19 protein-coding genes are annotated in these 22,383 nt (G+C 44.3%); 11 read left to right on the forward strand and 8 right to left on the reverse strand.

All coding sequences use genetic code 11. The features are described from left to right. Positions 1–11 precede the first annotated feature (11 nt). Both PCAR9_RS17080 and PCAR9_RS17085 read left to right on the forward strand, forming a co-directional pair. A complete protein-coding gene (locus tag PCAR9_RS17080) occupies positions 12–1,223 on the forward strand; it encodes a NupC/NupG family nucleoside CNT transporter (protein ID WP_179984650.1) in 1,212 nt (403 codons plus the stop codon). A gap of 169 nt (positions 1,224–1,392) precedes the next feature. Continuing rightward, positions 1,393–2,232 carry an isopenicillin N synthase family dioxygenase gene (locus PCAR9_RS17085; protein ID WP_179984651.1) on the forward strand — a complete coding sequence of 280 codons (840 nt, stop codon included), beginning with the start codon at positions 1,393–1,395 and terminating at the stop codon, positions 2,230–2,232. A gap of 55 nt (positions 2,233–2,287) precedes the next feature. Here the strand turns inward: PCAR9_RS17085 and PCAR9_RS17090 are convergent, their stop codons facing one another. Continuing rightward, complete coding sequence (locus PCAR9_RS17090; RefSeq protein ID WP_179984652.1) at positions 2,288–3,445, reverse strand: tetratricopeptide repeat protein; 1,158 nt, start codon at positions 3,443–3,445, stop codon at positions 2,288–2,290. Between the two features lie 75 nt (positions 3,446–3,520). Here PCAR9_RS17090 and PCAR9_RS17095 point away from each other — a divergent pair, with 75 nt between their 5' ends. From PCAR9_RS17095 to PCAR9_RS17105, 3 genes are all read left to right on the forward strand, one after another. Then, a complete protein-coding gene (locus PCAR9_RS17095; RefSeq protein ID WP_232091243.1) occupies positions 3,521–3,730 on the forward strand; it encodes a fasciclin domain-containing protein in 210 nt (69 codons plus the stop codon). Between the two features lie 219 nt (positions 3,731–3,949). Next, the gene (locus PCAR9_RS17100; RefSeq protein WP_179984653.1) at positions 3,950–4,369 is read left to right on the forward strand and encodes an MAPEG family protein; all 420 of its coding nucleotides are present in this window, start codon (positions 3,950–3,952) and stop codon (positions 4,367–4,369) included. A gap of 210 nt (positions 4,370–4,579) precedes the next feature. Continuing rightward, the gene (locus tag PCAR9_RS17105) at positions 4,580–5,563 is read left to right on the forward strand and encodes a GGDEF domain-containing response regulator (protein WP_179984654.1); all 984 of its coding nucleotides are present in this window, start codon (positions 4,580–4,582) and stop codon (positions 5,561–5,563) included. Here the strand turns inward: PCAR9_RS17105 and PCAR9_RS17110 are convergent. The 4 genes from PCAR9_RS17110 to PCAR9_RS17125 form a co-directional block, all read right to left on the reverse strand. Continuing rightward, the gene (locus tag PCAR9_RS17110) at positions 5,560–6,246 is read right to left on the reverse strand and encodes a 3'-5' exonuclease (protein ID WP_179984655.1); all 687 of its coding nucleotides are present in this window, start codon (positions 6,244–6,246) and stop codon (positions 5,560–5,562) included. The two genes, PCAR9_RS17105 and PCAR9_RS17110, sit on opposite strands and share 4 nt — an antisense overlap. 5 nt (positions 6,247–6,251) lie before the next feature. Then, positions 6,252–8,081 carry a putative nucleotidyltransferase substrate binding domain-containing protein gene (locus PCAR9_RS17115; RefSeq protein WP_179985268.1) on the reverse strand — a complete coding sequence of 610 codons (1,830 nt, stop codon included), beginning with the start codon at positions 8,079–8,081 and terminating at the stop codon, positions 6,252–6,254. Between the two features lie 98 nt (positions 8,082–8,179). Beyond that, complete coding sequence (locus PCAR9_RS17120) at positions 8,180–9,886, reverse strand: sodium:solute symporter family protein (protein ID WP_179984656.1); 1,707 nt, start codon at positions 9,884–9,886, stop codon at positions 8,180–8,182. Between the two features lie 3 nt (positions 9,887–9,889). Then, entirely contained in the window at positions 9,890–10,156 is a 267-nt protein-coding gene (locus PCAR9_RS17125) for a DUF4212 domain-containing protein (protein ID WP_039216401.1), read from the reverse strand. A gap of 257 nt (positions 10,157–10,413) precedes the next feature. Between PCAR9_RS17125 and PCAR9_RS17130 the strand changes: the two genes are divergently transcribed. Then, positions 10,414–13,857, forward strand: a complete 3,444-nt coding sequence (locus tag PCAR9_RS17130; protein ID WP_179984657.1) for a PAS domain-containing hybrid sensor histidine kinase/response regulator — start codon at positions 10,414–10,416, stop codon at positions 13,855–13,857. Between the two features lie 79 nt (positions 13,858–13,936). Here the strand turns inward: PCAR9_RS17130 and PCAR9_RS17135 are convergent, their stop codons facing one another. Then, positions 13,937–14,560: a mechanosensitive ion channel family protein gene (locus PCAR9_RS17135; RefSeq protein ID WP_179984658.1), complete on the reverse strand. Its 624-nt coding sequence runs from the start codon at positions 14,558–14,560 to the stop codon at positions 13,937–13,939. A 336-nt stretch (positions 14,561–14,896) separates the two neighbouring features. On the opposite strand from PCAR9_RS17135, the gene rimK reads away from it, so the two are divergent. From rimK to PCAR9_RS17155, 4 genes are all read left to right on the forward strand, one after another. Next, on the forward strand, positions 14,897–15,802 hold the full coding sequence (gene rimK, locus PCAR9_RS17140) for a 30S ribosomal protein S6--L-glutamate ligase (RefSeq protein ID WP_025257684.1): 906 nt from the start codon (positions 14,897–14,899) through the stop codon (positions 15,800–15,802). Between the two features lie 42 nt (positions 15,803–15,844). Continuing rightward, complete coding sequence (locus tag PCAR9_RS17145; RefSeq protein WP_179984659.1) at positions 15,845–16,876, forward strand: succinylglutamate desuccinylase/aspartoacylase family protein; 1,032 nt, start codon at positions 15,845–15,847, stop codon at positions 16,874–16,876. Positions 16,877–16,891: 15 nt separating this feature from the next. Next, positions 16,892–17,326: an ATP-dependent zinc protease family protein gene (locus PCAR9_RS17150; RefSeq protein WP_118491981.1), complete on the forward strand. Its 435-nt coding sequence runs from the start codon at positions 16,892–16,894 to the stop codon at positions 17,324–17,326. 70 nt (positions 17,327–17,396) lie between these two features. Then, positions 17,397–18,368, forward strand: coding sequence for a type 2 periplasmic-binding domain-containing protein (locus PCAR9_RS17155; RefSeq protein WP_179984660.1), 972 nt, complete (start codon positions 17,397–17,399; stop codon positions 18,366–18,368). Here the strand turns inward: PCAR9_RS17155 and PCAR9_RS17160 are convergent. Further along, positions 18,328–18,972, reverse strand: coding sequence for a response regulator transcription factor (locus PCAR9_RS17160; protein ID WP_179984661.1), 645 nt, complete (start codon positions 18,970–18,972; stop codon positions 18,328–18,330). The two genes, PCAR9_RS17155 and PCAR9_RS17160, sit on opposite strands and share 41 nt — an antisense overlap. Before the next feature lie 17 nt (positions 18,973–18,989). Beyond that, a complete protein-coding gene (gene acs, locus PCAR9_RS17165; protein WP_179984662.1) occupies positions 18,990–20,936 on the reverse strand; it encodes an acetate--CoA ligase in 1,947 nt (648 codons plus the stop codon). 257 nt (positions 20,937–21,193) lie between these two features. Here acs and PCAR9_RS17170 point away from each other — a divergent pair, with 257 nt between their 5' ends. Then, positions 21,194–22,357, forward strand: a complete 1,164-nt coding sequence (locus PCAR9_RS17170) for a DcaP family trimeric outer membrane transporter (protein WP_179984663.1) — start codon at positions 21,194–21,196, stop codon at positions 22,355–22,357. Positions 22,358–22,383: the final 26 nt, after the last annotated feature.

Below are 22,383 nucleotides of genomic sequence, written 5' to 3' on the forward strand. Positions count from 1 at the left end.
GAAACATTACTATGGTAAGTTTACTGGGCATTGCAGTCCTTCTGGGTATTGCCTTCGCGTTATCATCGGCGAAACGCAGTATAAATTGGCGCACCGTTGGTGGCGCATTTGCTATTCAAGCATCAGTTGGCGCATTTGTCCTGTATTCTGAACCAGGTAAAGAGGTATTGTTAAGTGCAACCAAGTTTGTTGCTAATATTATTGCTTACAGCCAAGAGGGCATAAACTTCCTGTTTGGCCCTATTGGCGACAAGTCAATAGCATTCATATTCGCTTTTAACGTACTTCCCGTTATTGTCTTTTTCTCAGCCCTTATCGCAGTGCTCTATCACCTTAAAGTGATGGGAGTTATCATTAAAGTTATCGGTGGCTTCTTACAAAAGGCGCTGGGTACCAGTCGACCTGAATCCATGTCATCTGCCGCTAACATCTTTGTCGGCCAAACCGAAGCCCCTCTTGTTGTTCGCCCTTTCATCCCTCACATGACAAGCTCTGAGCTGTTTGCCATTATGGTAGGCGGTTTAGCGTCAATTGCTGGTTCTGTCATGGCAGGCTACGCGGGCATGGGTGTAGACCTTAAATACTTATTGGCAGCAAGCTTTATGGCTGCGCCAGGTGGCTTATTAATGGCAAAAATCATTTTGCCTGAAACCAGTAAGCCTAATGAAGATTTACATGACGTAGACGCGGAAGACACCGGCTACGCCAATGTATTTGATGCTGCCGCCAGTGGCGCAGCGTCAGGCATGCAGCTTGCGTTAAACGTAGGTGCCATGCTACTCGCTTTCATAGCTTTAATTGCCATGTTCAACGGCCTTATCGGCTGGACGGCAGCGCTATTTGGTTATGAAAACGTTACGTTTGAAGGGATCCTGGGTTATGTACTTCAACCTCTCGCATGGGCAATCGGCGTACCATGGGAGGAAGCACAACTTGCAGGTAGCTTCATTGGTCAGAAAATGGTGGTCAACGAATTTGTTGCTTACCTCAACTTCTTAGAAAACCAATCACAGCTATCTGAAGCATCTCAGGCCATTATCACCTTTGCACTTTGTGGTTTTGCAAACTTCTCTTCTATCGCTATTTTGATGGGTGGAATTGGTGCTATGGCACCAACACGCAGAAAAGAAATTGCGAGACTGGGGCTAAAAGCTGTTATTGCTGCAACGTTATCTAACTTAATGAGTGCCGCGCTAGCGGGCTTTTACCTCTCTCTTGGTTAAATTTCATTAATTTGGACCAGTTGGTCAAGATTTTACTAGACTAACTGGTCAGGTTTCTGTAAATTACGCGCAAATTCCTCGCGGGGTTGATTTATGTCAATTTCTGCGACTTTTTTCTGTAGCCCGTCTACCTTTATAATGCCGCAGTCAAAATATACGGGATAAAGTTATGCAATTAGTTGCTGTTGATTACCAAGCGGAAAACGCACAAGAAGAATTCGTGAAGTCACTTCGCGAGACAGGGTTCGGTGTTTTAAAGAATCACCCTATCCAGCAGTCATTAGTTCAAGGTATTTACGACAATTGGCAGGGCTTCTTCGACAGTGAAGAGAAGAATGATTACCTGTACAACAAAGGTAAACAAGACGGATTTTTCCCTCAGAGTGTATCTGAGGTGGCCAAAGGCTTTACGAAAAAAGATATTAAAGAGTATTACCACTTCTATCCGTGGGGACAGTGTCCAGAAGCACTACACCCACAAATTTCTCAGTACTATGAGGAAGCAAACACACTGGCGAAAGAGCTACTGGGTTGGATAGAAAAACATTCTCCTTCAGAGGTGAGTGATAAGTACAGTCAACCGCTGGGTAACATGATCAAAGATTCTGATCAAACCTTGCTACGTATACTGCACTACCCACCACTAAAAGGTGATGAAGAAGTAGATGCAATTCGCGCTGCTGCTCACGAAGATATTAACTTAATTACTATCTTACCGGCAGCTAACGAACCTGGATTGCAAGTACAAGCTAAAGACGGTAGTTGGATTGACGTTCCTTGTGATTTTGGGAACTTGATTGTGAATATTGGCGACATGCTTCAAGAAGCATCAGGCGGATATTTCCCATCAACTACGCATAGGGTTGTAAACCCAGATGGCACTGATATGACGAAATCTCGTATTTCACTGCCACTATTTTTACACCCTAGACCAGATGTTGTTCTTTCAGAACGTCATACTGCAGGGTCATACCTGCAAGAGCGCCTTCGTGAGCTGGGCGTTATATAAATTAAGTTCCTTTTGTAGTGTTATTCTTTTGCCGCAGCTAGTCTGCGGCTTTTTTTTAGTTGCTTGCCAAGGTCGCTAATTTAGAAGAATAGCGCTGTTTTTCCTGTTGATTTGGTGAATGCTTCACGGCCCTCTCTAAAAAACGTTGTGCTTCGCTAACATCCCCTAACTCGTGATGCGCTTTTGCCATGCCGAATAAAATCTCGTGGCGCGCATTATCAAGCTTTAGTCCTTTTCTATAATGCTCTATAGCAGCAATAATGTCGCCAGCCTCAAACGCCTGCTCGCCCAATATGTAATGATAAAAAGGGTTATTTTTACGCTTTGCTTCAACCATTTGCGTGATCTGCATTGCTTCTTCATCTCTATCTTGATGAGTATAGAGAATGGATAAATTCTCCCAAGCTGTGAGGTTTTCATCATCCAGTGAGAGTGCATGCTTGTAAGTCATCTCAGCCTGCTCATAAGCGTCAACCATTCTGTATAAAACGCCAAGGTTAACCCAACTTTGCTGTAACTCAGGAGTTAATGTAGCAGCGGCACGAAAGTAGCTGTAAGCCCTTGTGTAACTATTCGCAACCAACGCGTCTGCTCCTTTGTTGTTGTAGTACATAGACACTATTTTGTTTTTCGATACCGGCTTTCTGGGGAAGTAGTTGCGCAACATTTGCGGGTCAAAGTCTACGTCCGCCCATGAACCTCCAATTGATGTTACGTGGTTGACTTCAGGCATTGAAACTCGCATATTAATATGCCCATTTAGCAGGCTATACCCTTCTCTTCGTGTCCAATATTCTGGAATATCTACCTCATAGAAGGTCGCGACTAAATCCACGTGTTCAGCAAGCGCATAGGTCATAATTGAAAGGGATAAACAGTTTGCCGCGCGATTGTTAAACGTAGTGTCTGCTGTGGTATTCGCACTATTGCGATAAAGCATGCCGTAATCTGAATGGTCAAAAATAGCTTTCACTAAACCCTTAACGTTTTTCTGCAAAGTGCTTTTGTTATGCACCGCTTTTTCAGCAAAAAACTGAGCGTCTTCACCTAAGTAAAAAATTTCGTCGATGGTCTCTACGGGAAACAAATGATACGACGGAAATAGGCTATCGTTTAATAAGGTAGGCGGCGATGCTACATTTTGCTCGTCGGTAGACTGGCAAGCACTTAAAAAACAACAAAGTAGCCAAATTAAAACTAGTCGAGTATTCATATCAGGCACCTATTTTAGTTACTCGATAGTTTAAAATTATAGCAGTTAAACCATTTTTTACATTTTATTTACATCATGCACATTTGGGCTTTTATCGCAAAAGACGTATCCGCGCTTTCTGATGCCACTACGGTGGAGGGAAGTAAAGTTATGGTGTCTACTACTATGAATAAAGTCATGATAAACGGTGCTCAGGTTATTAAGGCTGATGTGATGACTAGCAAGGGTGTTATTCACGTTATTGATACGGTATTACTTCCAGAGGATGTAAAAGCCTCTTTATAAGATGTGTTTCTAAGAAAAGTAAAGATCGCCTGGAGTTGATCTTTGCTTTTCTCAAAATTGTCTCCGATCTCTCCCACTAACTTCTTCGTAAACAAAATCATACGAAACGCAGTTTTCATCGTATCAGTACTACAAACGCGTTAGTTGAACAAATAAATATCAATGTCATTAGAGCTTTAAATAATTGGCCTTGATCTTTGGACAAGAAAAGGAGTTCATATGTTTACGGTTTACACATACAGCATTGCTGGACTATTAGTCATTAGCTTTACGGTTTTCGTTCAAAACATTGTTGCCGCTGTGGCGCATAGAAAACAGACTCGCTACATACCCGGTAAAGTCAGCGAGGAACTAAGCCATGATAGTTTTGTGTTTAGAAGCCACAGAACCTTTCATAACTCGCTTGAAAATATTCACCAATTTGTGCTGCCCGCCCTACTTTGCATATTTCTTGGCGCGCAAACAGACGTACTCGCCATTTTGGTTTGGGCTTACGCACTAAGTCGTATTATTCATATGGTTCTGTACTATGCTATTGCCACAGAAAAGAACCCTAGCCCAAGGAGCTATTTTTATATGCTAGGCGTTCTATGTACGCTTGGCGTTTATGTGCTGGCGTTATTTCAGTTATTGTTCTAACTAGCGACATCTTAAGCTGTACAAAAATCACACAAAACAGTAATCTCTAAGCTTTAGAAAATGCTTTATTTGTTAAAGGTTTTTCTAGAGAAGCAGATAACCATGATGATGAATCCTACGCTTGAATATTACACTTTTGATTAATGTTTTTTTCGAAATTCAGGCGTATTCTTACTAATTGAACACTCACATATGTGTTTAGGAGTACCAGTGTACATTGACCAAGTCGGCGATCGGACTTTAGCTGATTGCAGTGTATTGATTGTCGACGATCAAGCTAGCAGTAGACTTATTTTAGAAACACTACTCGATGAAATAGTAGAGTGCTTTTCTGTGCATTCAGGAAAGGCAGCCATTGAGTACTGCAAGCATAACAAGCCAGACCTAATCCTAATGGACGTTTCCATGCCAGAAATGGATGGGCACGAAACCACAGCGCTGCTTCGACAAAAGCCATCTTGTGAACACATACCTATTATCTTCGTTACCTCTTCGTCAACAGACGAGGAAGAATCCCGTTGTTGGGACTCTGGTTGTGTAGACTTTGTGGTAAAACCTGTAAATGCTTGTACGCTGCGTAATCGCGTAAAGTCGCATCTCCAACACAAGCTTAGAAGTGATTTTTTAGAAACACTAATTTATATCGATAAATTAACTGGAGCCTACAACAGACACTATCTAGACGACTACCTCCCCCGTTTAGTTAAAGACGCCGAACGTAACGCTACCCCACTGTCTTTGGTTATATTTGATGTGGATCACTTTAAGCTATTCAATGATATGTATGGACATTTGGATGGTGATAGCTGCTTATGGAAGGTTAGTAAAACGATAAACGATGCACTCCTTCGTCCTATGGACAAATTGGTGAGAATTGGTGGTGAAGAGTTCTTGGTAATTTTACCAAACACCGATGTAGAGGGGGCGGTAGCTGTTGCCGAGCGCCTATTACAAACCGTTTACGACCTCAACATTCTTCATAGTTCGTCTGAGTACGGGCGTATAACACTGAGCGCTGGCTTAGCGATAAAAACCGCCAACGATGATAAAACGATTGATTATGTCATGCTGGAAGCGGATAAAAACTTGTATGCAGCCAAAACGTCCGGCCGGAATCGGTTAGTATCACCTTCACTTACGCCTACTAAAAAAGCAAAGATCTCTCGCTCATCACAAACGATAAAAAGTTTCTAGCTGCCGCCTAGCTGAATGTGCCCAACAGCCCCGGTATGAAGTAGACAGTCGAGCGTAGCCTCTTTTGCTACGCCTAATTCTGTCAACTGAGCAAGGAAAAGCTGAAATGTAGCTAACGCATCATCTAGCGCATTGTGTTCATTAAATGCTGGAAGGCTTAAGCGTTGGCGGCACACGCTTAGCGTGGCACTATTGCTTGGCAAAACTTGATGCTGCTTGTTTAGCTGATATAGCGCAAGCTGAAGGGTATCAATGTAAAACACCTCTAACTTTGGTACAGCAAACTGTTTAAAAGCTTTGTTTAACGCCATTAAGTCTAGCCTAGCGTTGTGAAAAATAAGTATTTGTTGTTGAAATAACGGTATGAGCGCACGCAGCGCCACTTCTAAATATTCGCCTTTTTGCAAGATGTCAGGGGTTAACCCATGAATCACAGGGCTTTGCCCTAAGTTCGCGGTGGTATTGATGACATGATAACCGCTCGTCGACAAATCGATACGGCCCCCCGTGCCGCTCACATAACCCACGGAAGTAATTTGCGTAGTTGAAGGGTTAAGCGACGTAAGCTCCAAATCAACTGCGGTAAACAATGTATTGTAAACGTGGTGTTCACGAACGTGCCGTTTCAACGTAGTGTTACCCACAAACGTCTGTACGCACGCCTTTATCCATCTATTAATCATATCGATTAACTCACGCCACCTGAAAACTTCATCACCATAGCTTGATTTGTTCGTTCTATTGCTTTGAATGCGGCTTTGAGCTGATGTTTTTCAATTGATGATAAGCTTGATATGGACACGCGATTGTCGGTAACTTTATTTTCAAGTTGATGACGCCAGCGCAGACGATTAAGGAATAGCCAAATATCGCTAAGATTCGTTGCATCGCGTTTTGAAAGTTGGGAGCGAGCAGATAACGCTTCAAGACGTGCGAGAGTGTTGGGTAAAGTCACACCATCAGCCAGCGCGTAAATTCTTGCTATGTTGTTGATTAAAGCGACAGCACGGGTCTTTAGATCAATAACGTCTTTTTCTTTTCTTCCCTTCTCATAAACAAACTTCTGGAACATAGAAAGCGGCACCGATATTTCGTTACTATGTCTGGTAAGGGCTGCTAAAAACATATTTTGTTGCATTAATGGAGCGCGTTGTTTTTGAAGCTGCTTAAACAAACCTACATCACCTGCAGCACATCGCACATCCAAAAAGATATTGAAGTGCATAATGGCATCTTTAGTGGGCGCTTTTACCCACTGTTTAGCTTCTTCGAGTGCCTCATCAAGGGATAACCTTAGTTTAGGATTACTGGCCATTATATTGCCATCGCAAAGCTTAATGCCACACTTCGCCAACCCGTTACATACGTACTCTGCCATATTCGAAAAGTACTCGGCTTGCACTTCGGTAGGTGTTTTTGCAAGAAGTAACCCGTTGTCTTGATCTGAGCCCATAGTTTGGTCTTCTCGGGCTTGTGAACCATATACCAACCACGCGAACATCATGGGAGCTTTACCGTTAGCTTGTTGGAAAAAGCCAATTAACTTTCTGGTCATGATGTCAGTTGCTTGTGACAATATTTTCCCAGCAATGTCGTAATCACCCGCTTTTTTTGCATGGGCCGAAAAGTAATGAGGCAGTTGCCACGACAGGCGCGTAAGCTCATAAAGGTTCTCGGCCTTGCTCAATTCACCAATAATGAAGAGTACGTTTCCTCGCTGATGACGAATGATATCGCTGGCGGTTACCATGCCAAGGGGTACTAGCGTTTGGTGATCAATAACGGGCAAGTGATGAATGTTTTTTTCAGTCATTAGCGCTAGCGCGTCAAATAAGGTCCTATTCCCCATAATTTGAGCCGGGTTAGCTGTCATTATTTGGCTAATCGGAAGGTGAGTGTCTAAAGAGGCTGCCACTACTCTCGACCTTAAATCGCGGTCAGTGATAATACCAATTAGCTTCTCGTGTTCAGTTACTAGCAAAGAAGATACTTTTTGCGATGTCATTAACTGGGCCGCCACCGTGATTGAAGTTTGAGCCTCGACAGAAACAGGGGCTTTTTCGATAACTTCTAGAAGCCCTTTGTAAAGCCACATTGAATTACTATCTGCAATGGCATGGCTTTGCAGCGAGTTATTGCTAAGGCCATCAAAAAAATGCCGTATGGTAGGTATTTCCAGTAAAGGTTCTACAGCTCGCGCATCAAAGCAATAAACCAACCCAGGGCTATCCACCGTTATGCTTAGTGGAAAATTTCGCTTTTCTATTAGGTTTGCGTAACCGAAATAGTCACCTTCACTTAAATGTTGAATGGGTGCATCAGAGTCTTTCACTGAGAACTGGCCGCTTTGAATAAGAAACAGCGCGACCTTATCTTTTAGAACTTGATCCACATTATCAGCGGTCAAATAGATTAGCTCGGTGTGTTTTATAAGCTGCTGCTTTTGCTCTTTGTCCAGCGAGTCAAAAGGCGCGGAAGCATTAAGAAAGTCTTCAACTTGTTTAGCCATTGCAGTCATAGAAATTGTCCAGTTCACAAAAAGAAAAAACCAACCTACTCACTTTCGCCAGTAGATTGGTTTTATTTTGCTAAAGCCTATCTTTAGGCAATACTAACTTAGTGCGCTGATGCTTCACCCGCTCCCTTAGGATAACGAATGCTCTCAACCAGCTCTTGAATTTCTTCAGGCGCTTCATCTGTTACTTTAAACACTAAGAAAGCAACAATGAAGTTCACCATCATACCCAAAGTACCAATACCTTCAGGAGAGATACCAAACCACCAGTTGTCAGGCGTATTAGCAGCTGGGTTTACAAATTTAAAGTAGATAATATAAGCCGCAGTAAACACAATGCCTGAAATCATTCCCGCAATAGCACCTTTGTCGTTCATGCGCTTGCTAAAGATACCCATAATAATGGCTGGGAAGAAACTCGATGCCGCCAAGCCAAAGGCAAAGGCCACCACCTGCGCCACAAATCCGGGCGGATTGATACCAAAGTAACCTGCAATGACAATAGCTACCGCTGCCGCCAATCTGGCGTACATCAGCTCGGCTTTATCCGTAATATTCGGCATAAAGTTTCGCTTCAGTAAGTCGTGGGATACAGAGGTGGAAATGACTAACAGTAAGCCCGCTGAGGTAGAAAGGGCTGCTGCCACACCACCTGCCGCGACAAGCGCAATCACCCATGCTGGTAAGTTCGCAATTTCAGGGTTAGCCAATACCATGATGTCGCGGTCAACTTTCATTTCGTTGCGCTCATCCCCCGAGTAGAACATTTTGCCATCGCCATTTTTATCTTCAAACGCGATAAGGCCAGTCTGTTCCCAATTTTTAATCCACGACGGCGCTTCTGCATAGCTGGTGCCCGTCATTTCTGGACCATTGATGGTCTCAATCATGTTTACACGAGCGAATGCTGCTAACGACGGTGCTGTAGTATAAAGAATGGCGATAAATGCTAATGCATAACCTGCTGATTTACGCGCATCGTGAACTTTAGGCACAGTAAAGAAGCGAACAATTACGTGTGGAAGGCCCGCAGTACCCACCATTAGTGCAAAGGTGATAAAGAATACATCGATAGTACTTTTTGTCCCCGAGGTGTATTCATTGAACCCGAGCTCGACGGATAAATTATCGAGTTTCTGCAGCATATGCACCCCCGAACCGTCTGCCAAGGTCGCACCAAAACCGGTTTGTGGAAGGATATGCCCGGTAACCATCATTGAGATAAATACGGCAGGTACTATGTACGCAAAAATCATTACGCAATATTGAGCAACCTGAGTGTAGGTAATGCCTTTCATGCCGCCAAGTACGGTGTAGAAGAACACGATAACCATACCAATAACAACGCCAGACACAATATCAACTTCTAAGAAACGGCTGAATACCACGCCTACGCCACGCATCTGACCTGCGACGTATGTGAAGCAAACAAAGATGGCACAAAATACCGCAACGGTACGTGCTGTTTGTGAGTAGTAACGATCACCAATAAAGTCAGGAACCGTAAACTTACCGAACTTACGTAGATAAGGCGCTAAACAAAGTGCGAGTAGAACATAGCCGCCGGTCCAGCCCATAAGGTATACCGCACCGTCGTATCCCATAAATGAGATAAGACCCGCCATTGATATAAACGATGCAGCCGACATCCAGTCTGCCGCTGTAGCCATACCGTTCATAACAGGGGGCACGCCACCACCCGCTACATAGAAGTCATTCGTCGACCCAGCGCGTGCCCAAATTGCAATTGCAATATATAGCGCGAACGACGCGCCAACGATAATGAATGTTAAAGTTTGAACGTCCATGATTTACTCCTCATCTACGCCGTAGCGTTTGTCCATGGCGTTCATCTTCGCCATATAGACAAAGATCAATGCAACAAATACGTAAATTGAGCCCTGTTGTGCAAACCAGAAGCCTAATTTAAAGCCAAAGAACTGAATTTCATTTAAGATATCGACAAACAGTATGCCGGCACCAAATGATACGATGAACCAAACGACTAAAAGCTTAGCTAGGAGCGCAAGGTTTTCACTCCAGTAGGCTTTTTTGTCCTCTTCGTTTCTAAATGCCATTGTTTCACCCTCATGTCAGGTTAACTAGTTGTTATGATTTTACAATTCCCTAACGCTCGGCTTTGTTAACGTTATTGCTGCGTTTGAAACTTTTGTTCACAACAGAAACAAAGCAGCAAAAGTCAAGCATTTAGGAGGTCGGCTATTACTCTAGACCTGAGGTGTGAAATTCAAAATGAGACCATGGTCGTAGGTAGACCATGGTCGAAATGATTATAATATCAGCACAGTTGTTAAAACTAAGTTAAAGGAAGATTATGGTTTTTGGTTGGGTAACGCTTGCAGTCTTGTACCTTTTTTTGCTGTTTTCATTAGCAAGTTGGGGAGAAAAGAACTCGCCTACCGCAAGAGCATTGACCTCTCACCCTGCCATTTATTCATTAGCTCTGGCAATCTACTGTACCGCATGGACCTTCTTTGGCATGGTGGGGCAAGCAAGCAGGGATACGTGGATTTACCTTCCGATTATGCTCGGACCTATCCTAGTCTATGCACTGGGATACAAGTTTATTTATAAACTAACGTTGGTAAGTAAAAAGCAGCATATTACGACCATTTCAGACTTCATTGCGTCACGCTATGGCAAACGCCAAACCGTTGCCCTAGTCGTTACTCTTATTGCCCTACTTGCAACTATTCCCTACATTGCGCTTCAGCTTAAGGCGGTAGGCGCCACCTTTCAATTGTTAACTCAGCAACCTAACAGCAATGGAATTATCATTGCTGCTACAGGCTTTATTGCTGCCTTCGCCATTTATTTTGGTACACGCCAAACTGATGTAACAGAGTATAGGCGTGGCCTTATGCTAGCCATAGCATTTGAGTCCACGATCAAGCTTCTTGCTTTAGTGCTGGTTGCTGTCGTGGGTTATAGCGCGTGGAAGCGCACCCAGTCTGGTGCATTTTTCGAAAGTTTTACTAACGAAATTGCACTTGCTCAGTTCGGTTCATTTAGCTTCATTGCACAAACCATTATGGCTGCGGCAGCCATTGTCTGCTTACCTCGTCAGTTTCACGTTGCCATTATCGATAACTTAAGCCTGGGGCACATACGCACAGCGCGTTGGCTATTCCCGCTCTACCTAACCATTATTTCTGCAGTTATTCCCGTTATTGCTATCGCAGGTAAAGCTATTTTTGCAGGTCAGGGCATTGAACCTGACTCATATGTATTGTCTCTTGCGATGTTTTCGGAGTCTGCGCTTCTTCAAGTCATCGTTTTTGTCGGTGGTTTGTCTGCGGCTACTGCTATGATCATAGTCGCTACGCTAACCCTTAGTACCATGCTTACCAACGACGTGATATTGCCACGAATTTTAGCGTTCACAGGCAACACCGACGACAAAAAAGACGTATCCAAAAAAATCCGCCTAATTAGACGGATTGTTATTGCCTTTATTTTATTGATGGCTTTTCTCTACCACCAGCAAATGACCAGCAGTCGCTCTCTACACTCCATTGGCCTTATCGCGTTTTCACTGGTTATCCAGCTGATGCCTGCCATTGTCGGCGGTCTTTACTGGAAACGCGCTCATGCCCACGGCGTTTATGCGGGGCTTATGGTCGGGCTTGTTATCTGGGTGCTTTGGTTAGTGCTTCCTATTGTAAGTGAGCAAGTCTCTCAAATGGAGCAAAACGAACTTATAAGCCAGGGGGCCATGATTAGCTTGGCTGCAAACACCTTTGTTTACGTACTCTTTTCTCACTTCGCTCCCCAACGCCTTATTGACAGAATGCAAGCAGAAGCATTCGTTTCACCCGCTATATCTGGCAATAATACAGTTAAAGCCCAAGCGACGAACGTTACCGTGTCTGATCTCATCACCTTGCTTTCAACCTTTATGGGAACAGGGCGCTGCGACCAACTTCTTGACCAATACCAACAGTTAAATAATTGCCAGCTAAGCCATACCGAAACACCTGATGAATCGTTCTTATCGTTTTGTGAACGGGCCCTTGGCGGTGTAATTGGTGCATCGAGCGCTAAGGTTTTACTGGACAGTGCGCTGCGTGGTAAGAAAATGGACTTCACTGAGGTTATTAACTTTTTCGACGATACCACGCAGGCGATGCAATTTAATATGACAGCGCTGTTAACCTCCCTTGAAAACATGGATCAAGGCATTAGCGTGGTAGATAAGCATTTAAATTTGGTTGCTTGGAACAAGCGTTACGCTAACCTGTACCCTTACCCTGACAACTTACTTGCTGTGGGCACGCCCATAGAAAAGCTCATCCGCTACAATGCTTCTCAAGGCGAATTTGGAACTCACGACGTCGATGCTGAAGTAGAAAAACGCTTAGCGCACTTGCGCTCTGGCATGCCACACCGCTTCACTCGACAACGCAAAGATGGCCGGGTCATTGAAATGGTGGGTAACCCACTGCCCGGCGGCGGCTTTGTAACAAGCTTCAACGACATCACAGGGCACGTGGAAATTCAGCAAGCGCTTGAAGAATCGAATATTGACCTTGAAGCTCGTATTAAAAAGCGTACTGAAGAAGTGCACTCTATCAACGCTGAGCTTCGCCTTGAAATAGAACGACGCTCAGAGGCCGAAAAAGAACTAATAAGAGCACGAAAAGCAGCAGAAGATGCCAACGCCAGTAAAACCCGTTTCTTAGCACTTGCCAGTCATGACGTACTTCAGCCGCTTAATGCGGCTAAGCTCTACGTAAGTGCTTTGGAAGAGCAGGAACTATCTGAGCAGGCCCAAGCTATTATTCAGAAACTTGGCCATAGCGTTAGTTCAAGTGAAACGCTCATCGGCACCTTGCTTGATATTGCTAGATTAGATCAAGGGGAAATGAAACCCGATATCGAATCAATTGATGTAAGTGCCCTACTCTCTCCGTTAGTTGATGAAATGGCAATGCGTGCCCGTGAAAAAGGGCTAGGATTTAAAGCGATTATTCGCCCTTGCTGGGTACGAGGGGATAAAACCTATTTATACCGAATTACTCAAAACTTGTTATCAAATGCAGTGAAATACACCGAAAAAGGGCGGGTTCTTTTTACCGTTAAAGCTGTTAAAGAAGTAGTTTATTTCAAGGTTATCGATACAGGTATTGGTATTTCTAATGATAAAAAAGACAGTATATTCGGCGATTTCTTTCGCGCCAACGAAAGTAAAGAGCATGGGTTAGGCTTGGGTTTGGGCGTGGTGCGCCGCTTAAGCCTACAGTTGAACAGTGATATCAGAGTTAACTCGAAAGTTGGCAAAGGAAGCTGCTTTGCGTTTTCTCTTGCCAAAGCTGAGCCAAAACTGGTTTCTAATGTAGCATCAAAGCCACGCAGCACCACGTTCACAGGAATGGATGTACTTTGTGTTGACGATCAAAGGGAAAACTTAGATGCCATGCAAACCCTATTGCAAAAATGGGGAGTTAATGTTTTCTTGGCGAATAACTGGGAAGATGCGCTTAAGGTTTGTGAAGTTATCCAGCCTCAAATCTTACTGATGGATTACCAACTTAGTTTTGATGATGAGAAAAATGGGCTCGCGCTGATTGAAGAAATAAGACATCGGTTGAACATCGTTGTGCCGGCAGCCCTGATAACGGCTACGCCAGATGATAGTTTAGTTACCCAATGTAAGGCACAAGGTGTTAACTTTTTGGCGAAGCCGTTAAAACCAGCAAAGCTTCGTGCGCTACTTCAAAGTATGACCCGTTACATTAGAGAAGCAAAAAACGTGTAGTACATGGGGAGCGACGATACATTTTCACCACGTTTTTCGCTCTCTATAGATGAACTTCAAACAACGTATTAAGACGTGCCTATAATAACTCGTCCTGCGGTTTAGCCTCTTCGGTCTTAACTACCGGCTTATCTGCACTGGACTTAGCGACGACTTTGCCCATTGCGCCCCATTTCTCCTTTGGGTTAAGCAGCACAGGGCGAGTTAGAATTAAGTTATTTGGGTACATTAGGGTTTCACGCTCTGAAGTAAGTAAACGTGTACTAAATGGACCAACGTCCGCAATAACACCCTCTATGTAGTTATCGCCATCAAGAATACGTACATGATTACCACGCCTATAAGCCACATTCGTTAACAAGATAAAGTACGCTGTGATGTTACTAATAAGTGACCAGCTTGCGAAAAGGGCCACCCCAGTGACAGTTATGATTGACGTAGAAAGTACAAGTAAGCCCGAGAAATCAATACCCCATGCCAGAAGCAGCAGGGAAAGCGATACTGTAGCGACAATCACACGCGCAGCAAAAAGCCCTTTCAAGGCACTCGTTGATTTAAGCTTTGATTTTTCGATATTAGTTTCTAATTTTGGCAGTAACTTCCGCGACATTGCCAAGTAGATAAGCAGAACTAAACCACTGAACACGACGTTTGACTGGTACTGAACTAACCACGCCAAAAAACCATGCCACCACTCATTCATCAACTTTAATCCTTAATTCTTTTCGTTAAGCATGCTGACTTAAAATTATTAATATCATTTTTAAACAGCCAGCGCGCTCTAATGCTAACGTGAATAACAAACAAGTTCATGCATTAAAAGCAATCGACACAACAAGAATTATTCGTAAGACTCCCCCTACCACTTCAATTAGTATGCGCGCAAAAATGACTTGTCTAATTTTAATACCAGCCCGCATAGAAATTAACCTATTGAGTGGGCGATTATCTATACAGATTGGTATACTCACGTGCTAACGTGGTAAATGAAACGTCGATTCAACGACAAAATAAATCTCAAACTACAGGCTTTTTAATAATGCGCATCGCTATTCTTTCAAGAAATCCACGTCTTTACTCTACTTCACGCTTGGTGGAAGCTGGGCAGGCTCGCGGGCATGAGGTCGACGTTATCGACACTATGCACTGCTACATGGATATCACGAGCGCGCGACCGTCTGTTCGCTATAACGGTAAAAAACTGCCTTACTATGATGCAGTGATCCCGCGTATCGGTGCATCTGTTAGCTTTTACGGCACCTCTGTCGTTCGTCAATTTGAAATGATGGGGACATATAGCCTTAATGAGTCAGTAGCGATTAGCCGTTCGCGAGATAAACTGCGCTCACTACAGCTGCTTTCGCGCAAAGGCATTGGCATGCCTAGAACCGGCTTTGCTCATCATCCAGATAAAATTGACGATGTGATCAAAACCGTGGGTGGCGCACCAGTGGTTATTAAGCTGCTAGAAGGTACCCAAGGTATAGGTGTGGTTCTGGCTGATACGCAAAAAGCCGCAGAGTCGATTATTGAAGCGTTTATGGGGCTTAATGCCAGTATCTTAGTACAGGAATTTATCAAAGAGGCGGGCGGCTCCGATATACGCTGCTTTGTAGTTGGTGGAAAAGTCGTTGCCGCTATGAAGCGTCAGGCTGCTCCGGGAGAGTTTCGCTCTAACCTTCACCGCGGTGGTCAGGCAAGTTTAGTTCGATTAAGCCCTGCCGAGCGCAAAACGGCGGTAGATGCAGCAAAAACCATGGGACTAAACTGTTGTGGTGTAGACATTCTTCGCTCAAACAACGGTCCTGTGGTGATGGAAGTTAACTCTTCACCGGGCCTGGAAGGTATCGAAAAAGCGACCAACAAAGATGTTGCCAGTATGATTATTGAGTTCATTGAAAAGAGCGCAGAGCCGCACAAAACCAAAACCCGCGGTAAAGGCTAACCCCTTCAACCTACGCAGTAACGTAAATATAGGAAAACGTTAGTGGTAAATGATGTTTTAAAAATTGGGGGTGAAAGCATTGCTCCTGGCGAAACAAAAAAGATTGAGTTGGAGATGCCACCGTTATACACGGCTACCAACATGAGTATTCCCGTTTATGTGAAGCGTGGAAAGCGACCAGGCCCAATTATGTTCGTAAGCGCAGCCATTCACGGTGACGAGTTAAACGGTATTGAAATAGTGGGTCGGCTGATTCGCTCGAAGGCTATTGAGCGTTTAAGAGGCACCTTGATAGCGGTGCCCATGGTTAATGTGTATGGCGTATTAAACCAGTCTCGTTATTTACCCGACAGACGCGATTTGAACCGCAGTTTTCCGGGTAGTAAAAAGGGCTCGCTTGCCGGCCGACTAGCGAACCTGTTTTTTAAGGAAGTCGTAAGTAAATGTGACGTGGGCATCGACCTTCATACAGGCGCTATCCACCGTAGTAATTTGCCACAAATACGCGCAGATCTAGACGATCCTGAAGTACTGGAAATGGCTAAGGCGTTTGGTGTGCCGGTATTATTAAACGCGGAATTACGAGACGGTTCATTGCGCGAGGCGGCCAGTGAAAATGGCGTAAAAATATTGCTTTATGAAGCAGGCCAAGCACTACGCTATGACGAGTTTTCTATTCGCGCAGGCGTAAAAGGTATTATCAATACCATGCGTCACTTAGGCATGCTAAACAAAAGCCGTAGCAAAGGCCATAGCATTGAGCGTTTCATTGCCAGACAAAGTGGCTGGGTACGCGCGCCTGAAAGTGGGTTTGTCAATCATCTTGCACAGCTAGGCGATCATGTTGAAAAAGGCGACAAACTGGCCACTATTTCAGATCCATTTGGCAATTATTTAGACAGCCTTGAAAGCCCTGCTGAAGGCGTTGTTATTGGTAAACAAAATATTCCGCTTACCCAAGAAGGCGAAGCCGTTTACCACATTGCATACTTTTCAGAGCCTGATACTGTTGCCGAACATGTAGAACTATTACAAGACAATTTATTGCCACCAGAGCAAAGCCCTGATTTATAAATTGGTAGAAATCTGATGAACAACAAAAAAATTGTAGGAGCGGTAGAACTGTGCGACTTGCCCAAACTTGCTATCTCCGACTTAACCGTGCGTGTTGATACAGGTGCGGCAACATCGTCACTTCATGTAGACAACATCGAAGAATTTGATCACAACGATGAACTATGGATAAAGTTTGATATCCACCCTGATATTCATAACGTTGAGCGTGTGGTACGCAGGGAAGCACGAGTTGAAGGTAAAAAACGCGTAAAAAGCTCAACAGCTACACGTGAGAAACGCTATGTTATCATTACGCCTATCGTTATGGACGGATTCCAGTGGGATATCCAGTTAACGCTTACAGACCGCTCTGAAATGACTTACTTAATGCTACTTGGCAGAGAGGCGATGAGTGGACAGTTTATTGTAGACCCCGAACACGACTTTTTACTTACAGGAAAAGATTAGCAGCTAAAAAAGGGGCTATACTTTAGCAAAGCACGTAGCAGGGCTCGCGCCACGTATATGAGTTAAAAATATGGATATCAAAGCTAAATCATTAAGCCGTATCATTTTATTAATGAGTTTACTTGCGCATTTTGTTGTTCACGGGCAACAGCAGTCATCTGATGAGGTAAGCGCAGACTTGCCTCATACCGTTTTACGATTACCCAATGTCCACCCTGGGAGGGATAGCGTTTACTCTTACGCTAAGTCACTGCTAACGGAAGCTTTGCGCGTTACACAGTCGCAGTACGGTACCTTTGAACTTATTGTTAGCAACCAAGAAACGGCCCAAGAACGCCAGTTGCGTAGCTTAGAGCACAATATGCTAGACGTAACGTGGAGCGTAACGTCAACCGAGCGCGAGCGCCAGTTCCTCCCTATTCGCATTCCCATCATGGCTGGACTATTTGGTAAGCGCGCCTTGTTTGTTAAAGAGGGGGATGTGCGACTAAAAAAGGTAAAAAACCTTGCAGATCTCCAAGAGTTTCGCGCGGTTTTGGGGTATGACTGGCCTGATACAAAGATTTTTCGGGCTAATGATATCCCCGTTTTAGAAACCACGTATCGCGCTTCATTTCGCATTATTTCGGAAGGATTCGCTGACATATTTCCACGAAGTGTGATGGAAATTAACGAAGAGTTCGCCGATAAAACCTTATCTAAAGGCTTAACTATTGATGATAACCTCATCATTTCATACCCAAGCCCTATCTTTTTCTTTGTTGGCAGTGATAATCAGGCATTAGCAAGGCGTATCGCTGAAGGCCTACTGATGCTGTTTGAAACCGGGAAGTTTCAAGAATTACTACTTGCACATAAGAACTTTAAAGAAGGGATGACCTTAATTGATGGGCGTACGGTTATTGAAATCAATAACCCGCTATTGAGCGAGCAAAGCCGCTTGGCGTTAGAAAAGTTTTTACCTGAATTTGCTATGTCTGAAGCCGTGCTTAAACGCGATGTTACTGAACCGGTGGCTCCAGCTCAAGCTGCGAAGCAATAAGTACCGCTTGGGTACGGTTGTTGATGCCCAACTTTTTAAAGATAGCGGTAACATGCGCCTTAACGGTGGCTTCAGCAATATCTAAATTAAAACCAATTTGCTTATTCAATAAACCATCTCGCATGTAGCAAAGCACCTTATATTGCGATGGCGTAAGCGACGCGACTTTGTCAGCAAGTTCAGAAAAGGCTTCATTTACCTCATCAACATCTTCGCTTAAGTTTTCAGGCAACCACACGTCACCATCTAAAATAGCTTCTACTGCGTTTGCAATATCTTGTGCACTGGCAGTTTTGGGAATAAAACCGAGTGCTCCTACGCTGATGATTTTTGAAATAAGCGTGGTGTCTTCCGTACCAGAAACCACGGCAACGGGCAGTTCAGGAAAAAGTTTTCGGATATGCAACAAGCCGAATAAATCATTGCTGCCAGGCATATGCAAATCAAGAAGCAATAAGTCGATATCCTCATTATTAAGGATATCGACTGTGGTGTTTAGGTCTCCCGCCTCTTTTAAAGTAAGGGCTGGAAGTGACAACGACAACGCGCCTCGTAGTGCATCGCGATACAGCGGGTGATCATCAGCGATTAGAAGGGTTATCATTGTCTATATCCTTAATTCTACTTATTTAGACGTTCCTCTATCAGTGTATCAACAACCGATGGATCCGCCAATGTAGATGTATCACCTAATTGCTCGTGCTCATTGGCAGCAATTTTACGCAGGATACGGCGCATGATCTTACCAGAACGAGTCTTAGGTAGCCCGTTCGACCACTGAATCATATCAGGAGTAGCAATAGGGCTTAACTCTTGGCGCACCCACGCTTTAAGCTCTTTAGTCAGCGCTTCATCTGCTTCAACACCTTCATTAGGCGTAACGTAAACGTAAATCCCCTGCCCTTTGATATCGTGAGGGAAACCGACTACCGCAGCTTCAGCCACTTTTGAGTGGGCAACAAGCGCACTTTCTATTTCAGCGGTACCTAAACGGTGACCAGACACGTTTAGTACGTCGTCTACGCGGCCGGTTATCCAATAAAAGCCATCTTCGTCACAACGTGCACCATCACCTGTGAAGTACACACCTTTGTAAGCACTAAAATAGGTATTGATAAAGCGCTGATGATCGCCGTATACCGTTCTAGCCTGACTAGGCCAGCTATCTTTAATCACTAGATTACCTTCTGCCGCACCTTCAAGTTCATTACCGTCAGCGTCAAATAGCGCTGGCTGTATGCCAAAGAACGGACGGGTTGCCGAGCCAGGTTTCAATTCTGTCGCGCCAGGCAGAGGCAAAATCATGTGTCCGCCTGTTTCAGTCTGCCACCATGTATCGATAATAGGGCAACGACCTTCACCAATAACCCGGTGATACCATTCCCACGCCTCTGGGTTAATTGGCTCACCCACTGTACCAAGCAAACGAAGTGACGATAAATCACAACCTTCAGCAGGCACGTCACCGTGCGCCATTAACGCGCGGATAGCGGTTGGCGCAGTATATAGACTGTTTACTTTATATTTTTCTACTACCTGAGCTATGCGTTTTACGTCTGGATAAGTCGGTACACCTTCGAAGAAGACTTGTGATGCAGCATTAACCATAGGGCCGTAAACCATATAGCTGTGACCTGTGATCCAGCCTACATCAGCAGTACACCAGTAAACGTCATCGTCTTTGTAATCGAAAGCGTATTTAAAGGTCATAGCGGAATAAAGTAGATAACCGCCTGTGGTATGAACCACACCTTTTGGCGTACCCGTAGAACCTGATGTATAGAGAATAAATAGCGGGTCTTCCGCATTCATTACTTCAGGTTCACACTGGGCAGACATACCGTCCACAGCTTCATGCCACCATACATCGTGCTTCTGGTTCCAGTCTACGTCGCCACCCGTTAGTTTATGTACCAAAACGTGTGTAATAGACGGGCAGGCATCATCGGCCAACGCTTTATCGACATTGGCTTTAAGCGGAATGCTTCTTCCTGCCCGGCGCCCTTCATCGGCAGTAATAACAACCTTTGCACTACTGTCGTTAATACGATCAGCAATAGCGTTTGGTGAGAAACCACCAAAAATTACCGAGTGAACTGCACCAATACGTGCGCACGCAAGCATTGCGTAGGCAGCTTCAGGTACCATAGGCATGTAAATGGCGACGCGATCACCTTTTGTGACTCCCATCTCTTTAAGTGCATTCGCTAACTTACATACTTCATAATGCACTTGTTGGTATGTCACATCTTGGCTGTCTTCCGGTGAGTCGCCTTCCCAATGAAAGGCAACTTTTGTGGCATTGTCTGCCAAGTGACGGTCAATACAGTTGTAGCTAGCGTTTAACTCACCGTCTTCGAACCATTTAATAGACACATCATTTTCACCAAACATGGTGTTTTTAATTTTGGTTGGCTTTTGGTACCACTCAAGCATAGACGCGTGCTCAGCCCAGAACGCCTCTGGTTCCTCAACTGACTGCTTATACATCTCGTCATACTGCGATGCAGTTAAATGAGTAGATTGAAGAATGTTCTCAGGCACAGGATAGGTTTTGCTGGCGGTCATAAAGATTGCCTCCAATATCAATAATGTAAAAATCTTGTTGTATGGTGAAACACTCTAGCTATTCACCCACAAAGCAAAATGAGACTTTGGTCTTAGCAGCATAAAACTAAGGTATTAGTAAAAAAGTTAGACTAAAAGTAGTAAGACTATAGTCTTATGCGACCATCGGCTTATTTAAATTTGAGATAATAAGTACACAATCAGCGATGTTAACGTTGAATTTACATTTATTTAACCACTTTTTTGGAACAGACACGATGAAAGCTAAAATAAAAAATACCGCTACCGCAGTAGCGCTGTGCCTGGCAGCAGCGGGCGGCACAGCACAAGCAGCAACAATCGGCGACACTAGTGTGAAATTCACGGGCTATATTAAAGTTGACGCTATGGTAAGCGACTATTCAGATGGCACCATTGCCTCGGGTAGCGTAGGTCGAGACTTTTATATACCTTCACTAACTCCCGTTGGTGGCGTTGACGAAGATCCACAGTTCGATGCACACATCAGAACATCCCGTTTCCGTTTTGCCACATCGACACCTACCGCCGAGGGTGACACTATTAACGGCGTATTCGAGCTGGATTTTGTTGTGACTAGCGGTGGTGATGAGCGTATCAGTAACTCTTATACTCCGCGAGTACGCCACGCGTACTTAACTTATAAGAATTGGTTGGTAGGCCAAACGTGGACTACCTTTATGGACGTAGGTTCGTTACCAGAATCACTTGATTTTATTGGTACCACTGACGGTATCACCTTTGGCCGTCAAGTCATGGTGAGATATACCAATGGCGGGTTTCAGATTGCACTAGAAAACCCAGAATCTACAATTACACCGTTTGGTGGTGGTAGCAGGATCACGAGTGATGACAGCAGTGTTCCAGATTTGGTTGCAGCCTACACCACAAAACAAGATTGGGGTTATGTAAAAGTAGCGGGCTTAGTTAGACAACTTTCTTATGATAATGCCGCAGGTATTGACGCTGACGAAACCAGCTTTGGTGTGTCGGTGACAGGTAAATATAATTTATCGAATGGCGATGACATTCGCTTCACGTTCAATACAGGTAAAGGTTTAGGCAGATACTCTGCACTTAACGCAGTAAATGGCGCAGTGCTTACTGAAAGCGGCGACCTTGAAGCCATCGACTCAACGGGTTACGGCATTGCATACCGTCATAAGTGGAGCGAAAAAGCGCGCAGTAGCATCATGTTCTCAGCGTTTGAAGCAGACAATGATGTGTCACTCACAGGCTTAAATACCACTGAGAGCACTTATAGTACACGTGTGAATTACTTGTACTCACCAACTAAGGCACTAACCGTTGGTGCTGAATATGCGTTCGCAAAGCGCGAAATTGAAGCAGGCCTTGAAGGCGACATGAACCGCTTCCAGGTTTCAGCTAAATACGCGTTTTAATTACATACTGAAACCTAATTAAGAAA

Origin of the sequence: Alteromonas macleodii, from assembly GCF_903772925.1 — a bacterium.
GTDB lineage: Bacteria > Pseudomonadota > Gammaproteobacteria > Enterobacterales > Alteromonadaceae > Alteromonas > Alteromonas macleodii_A.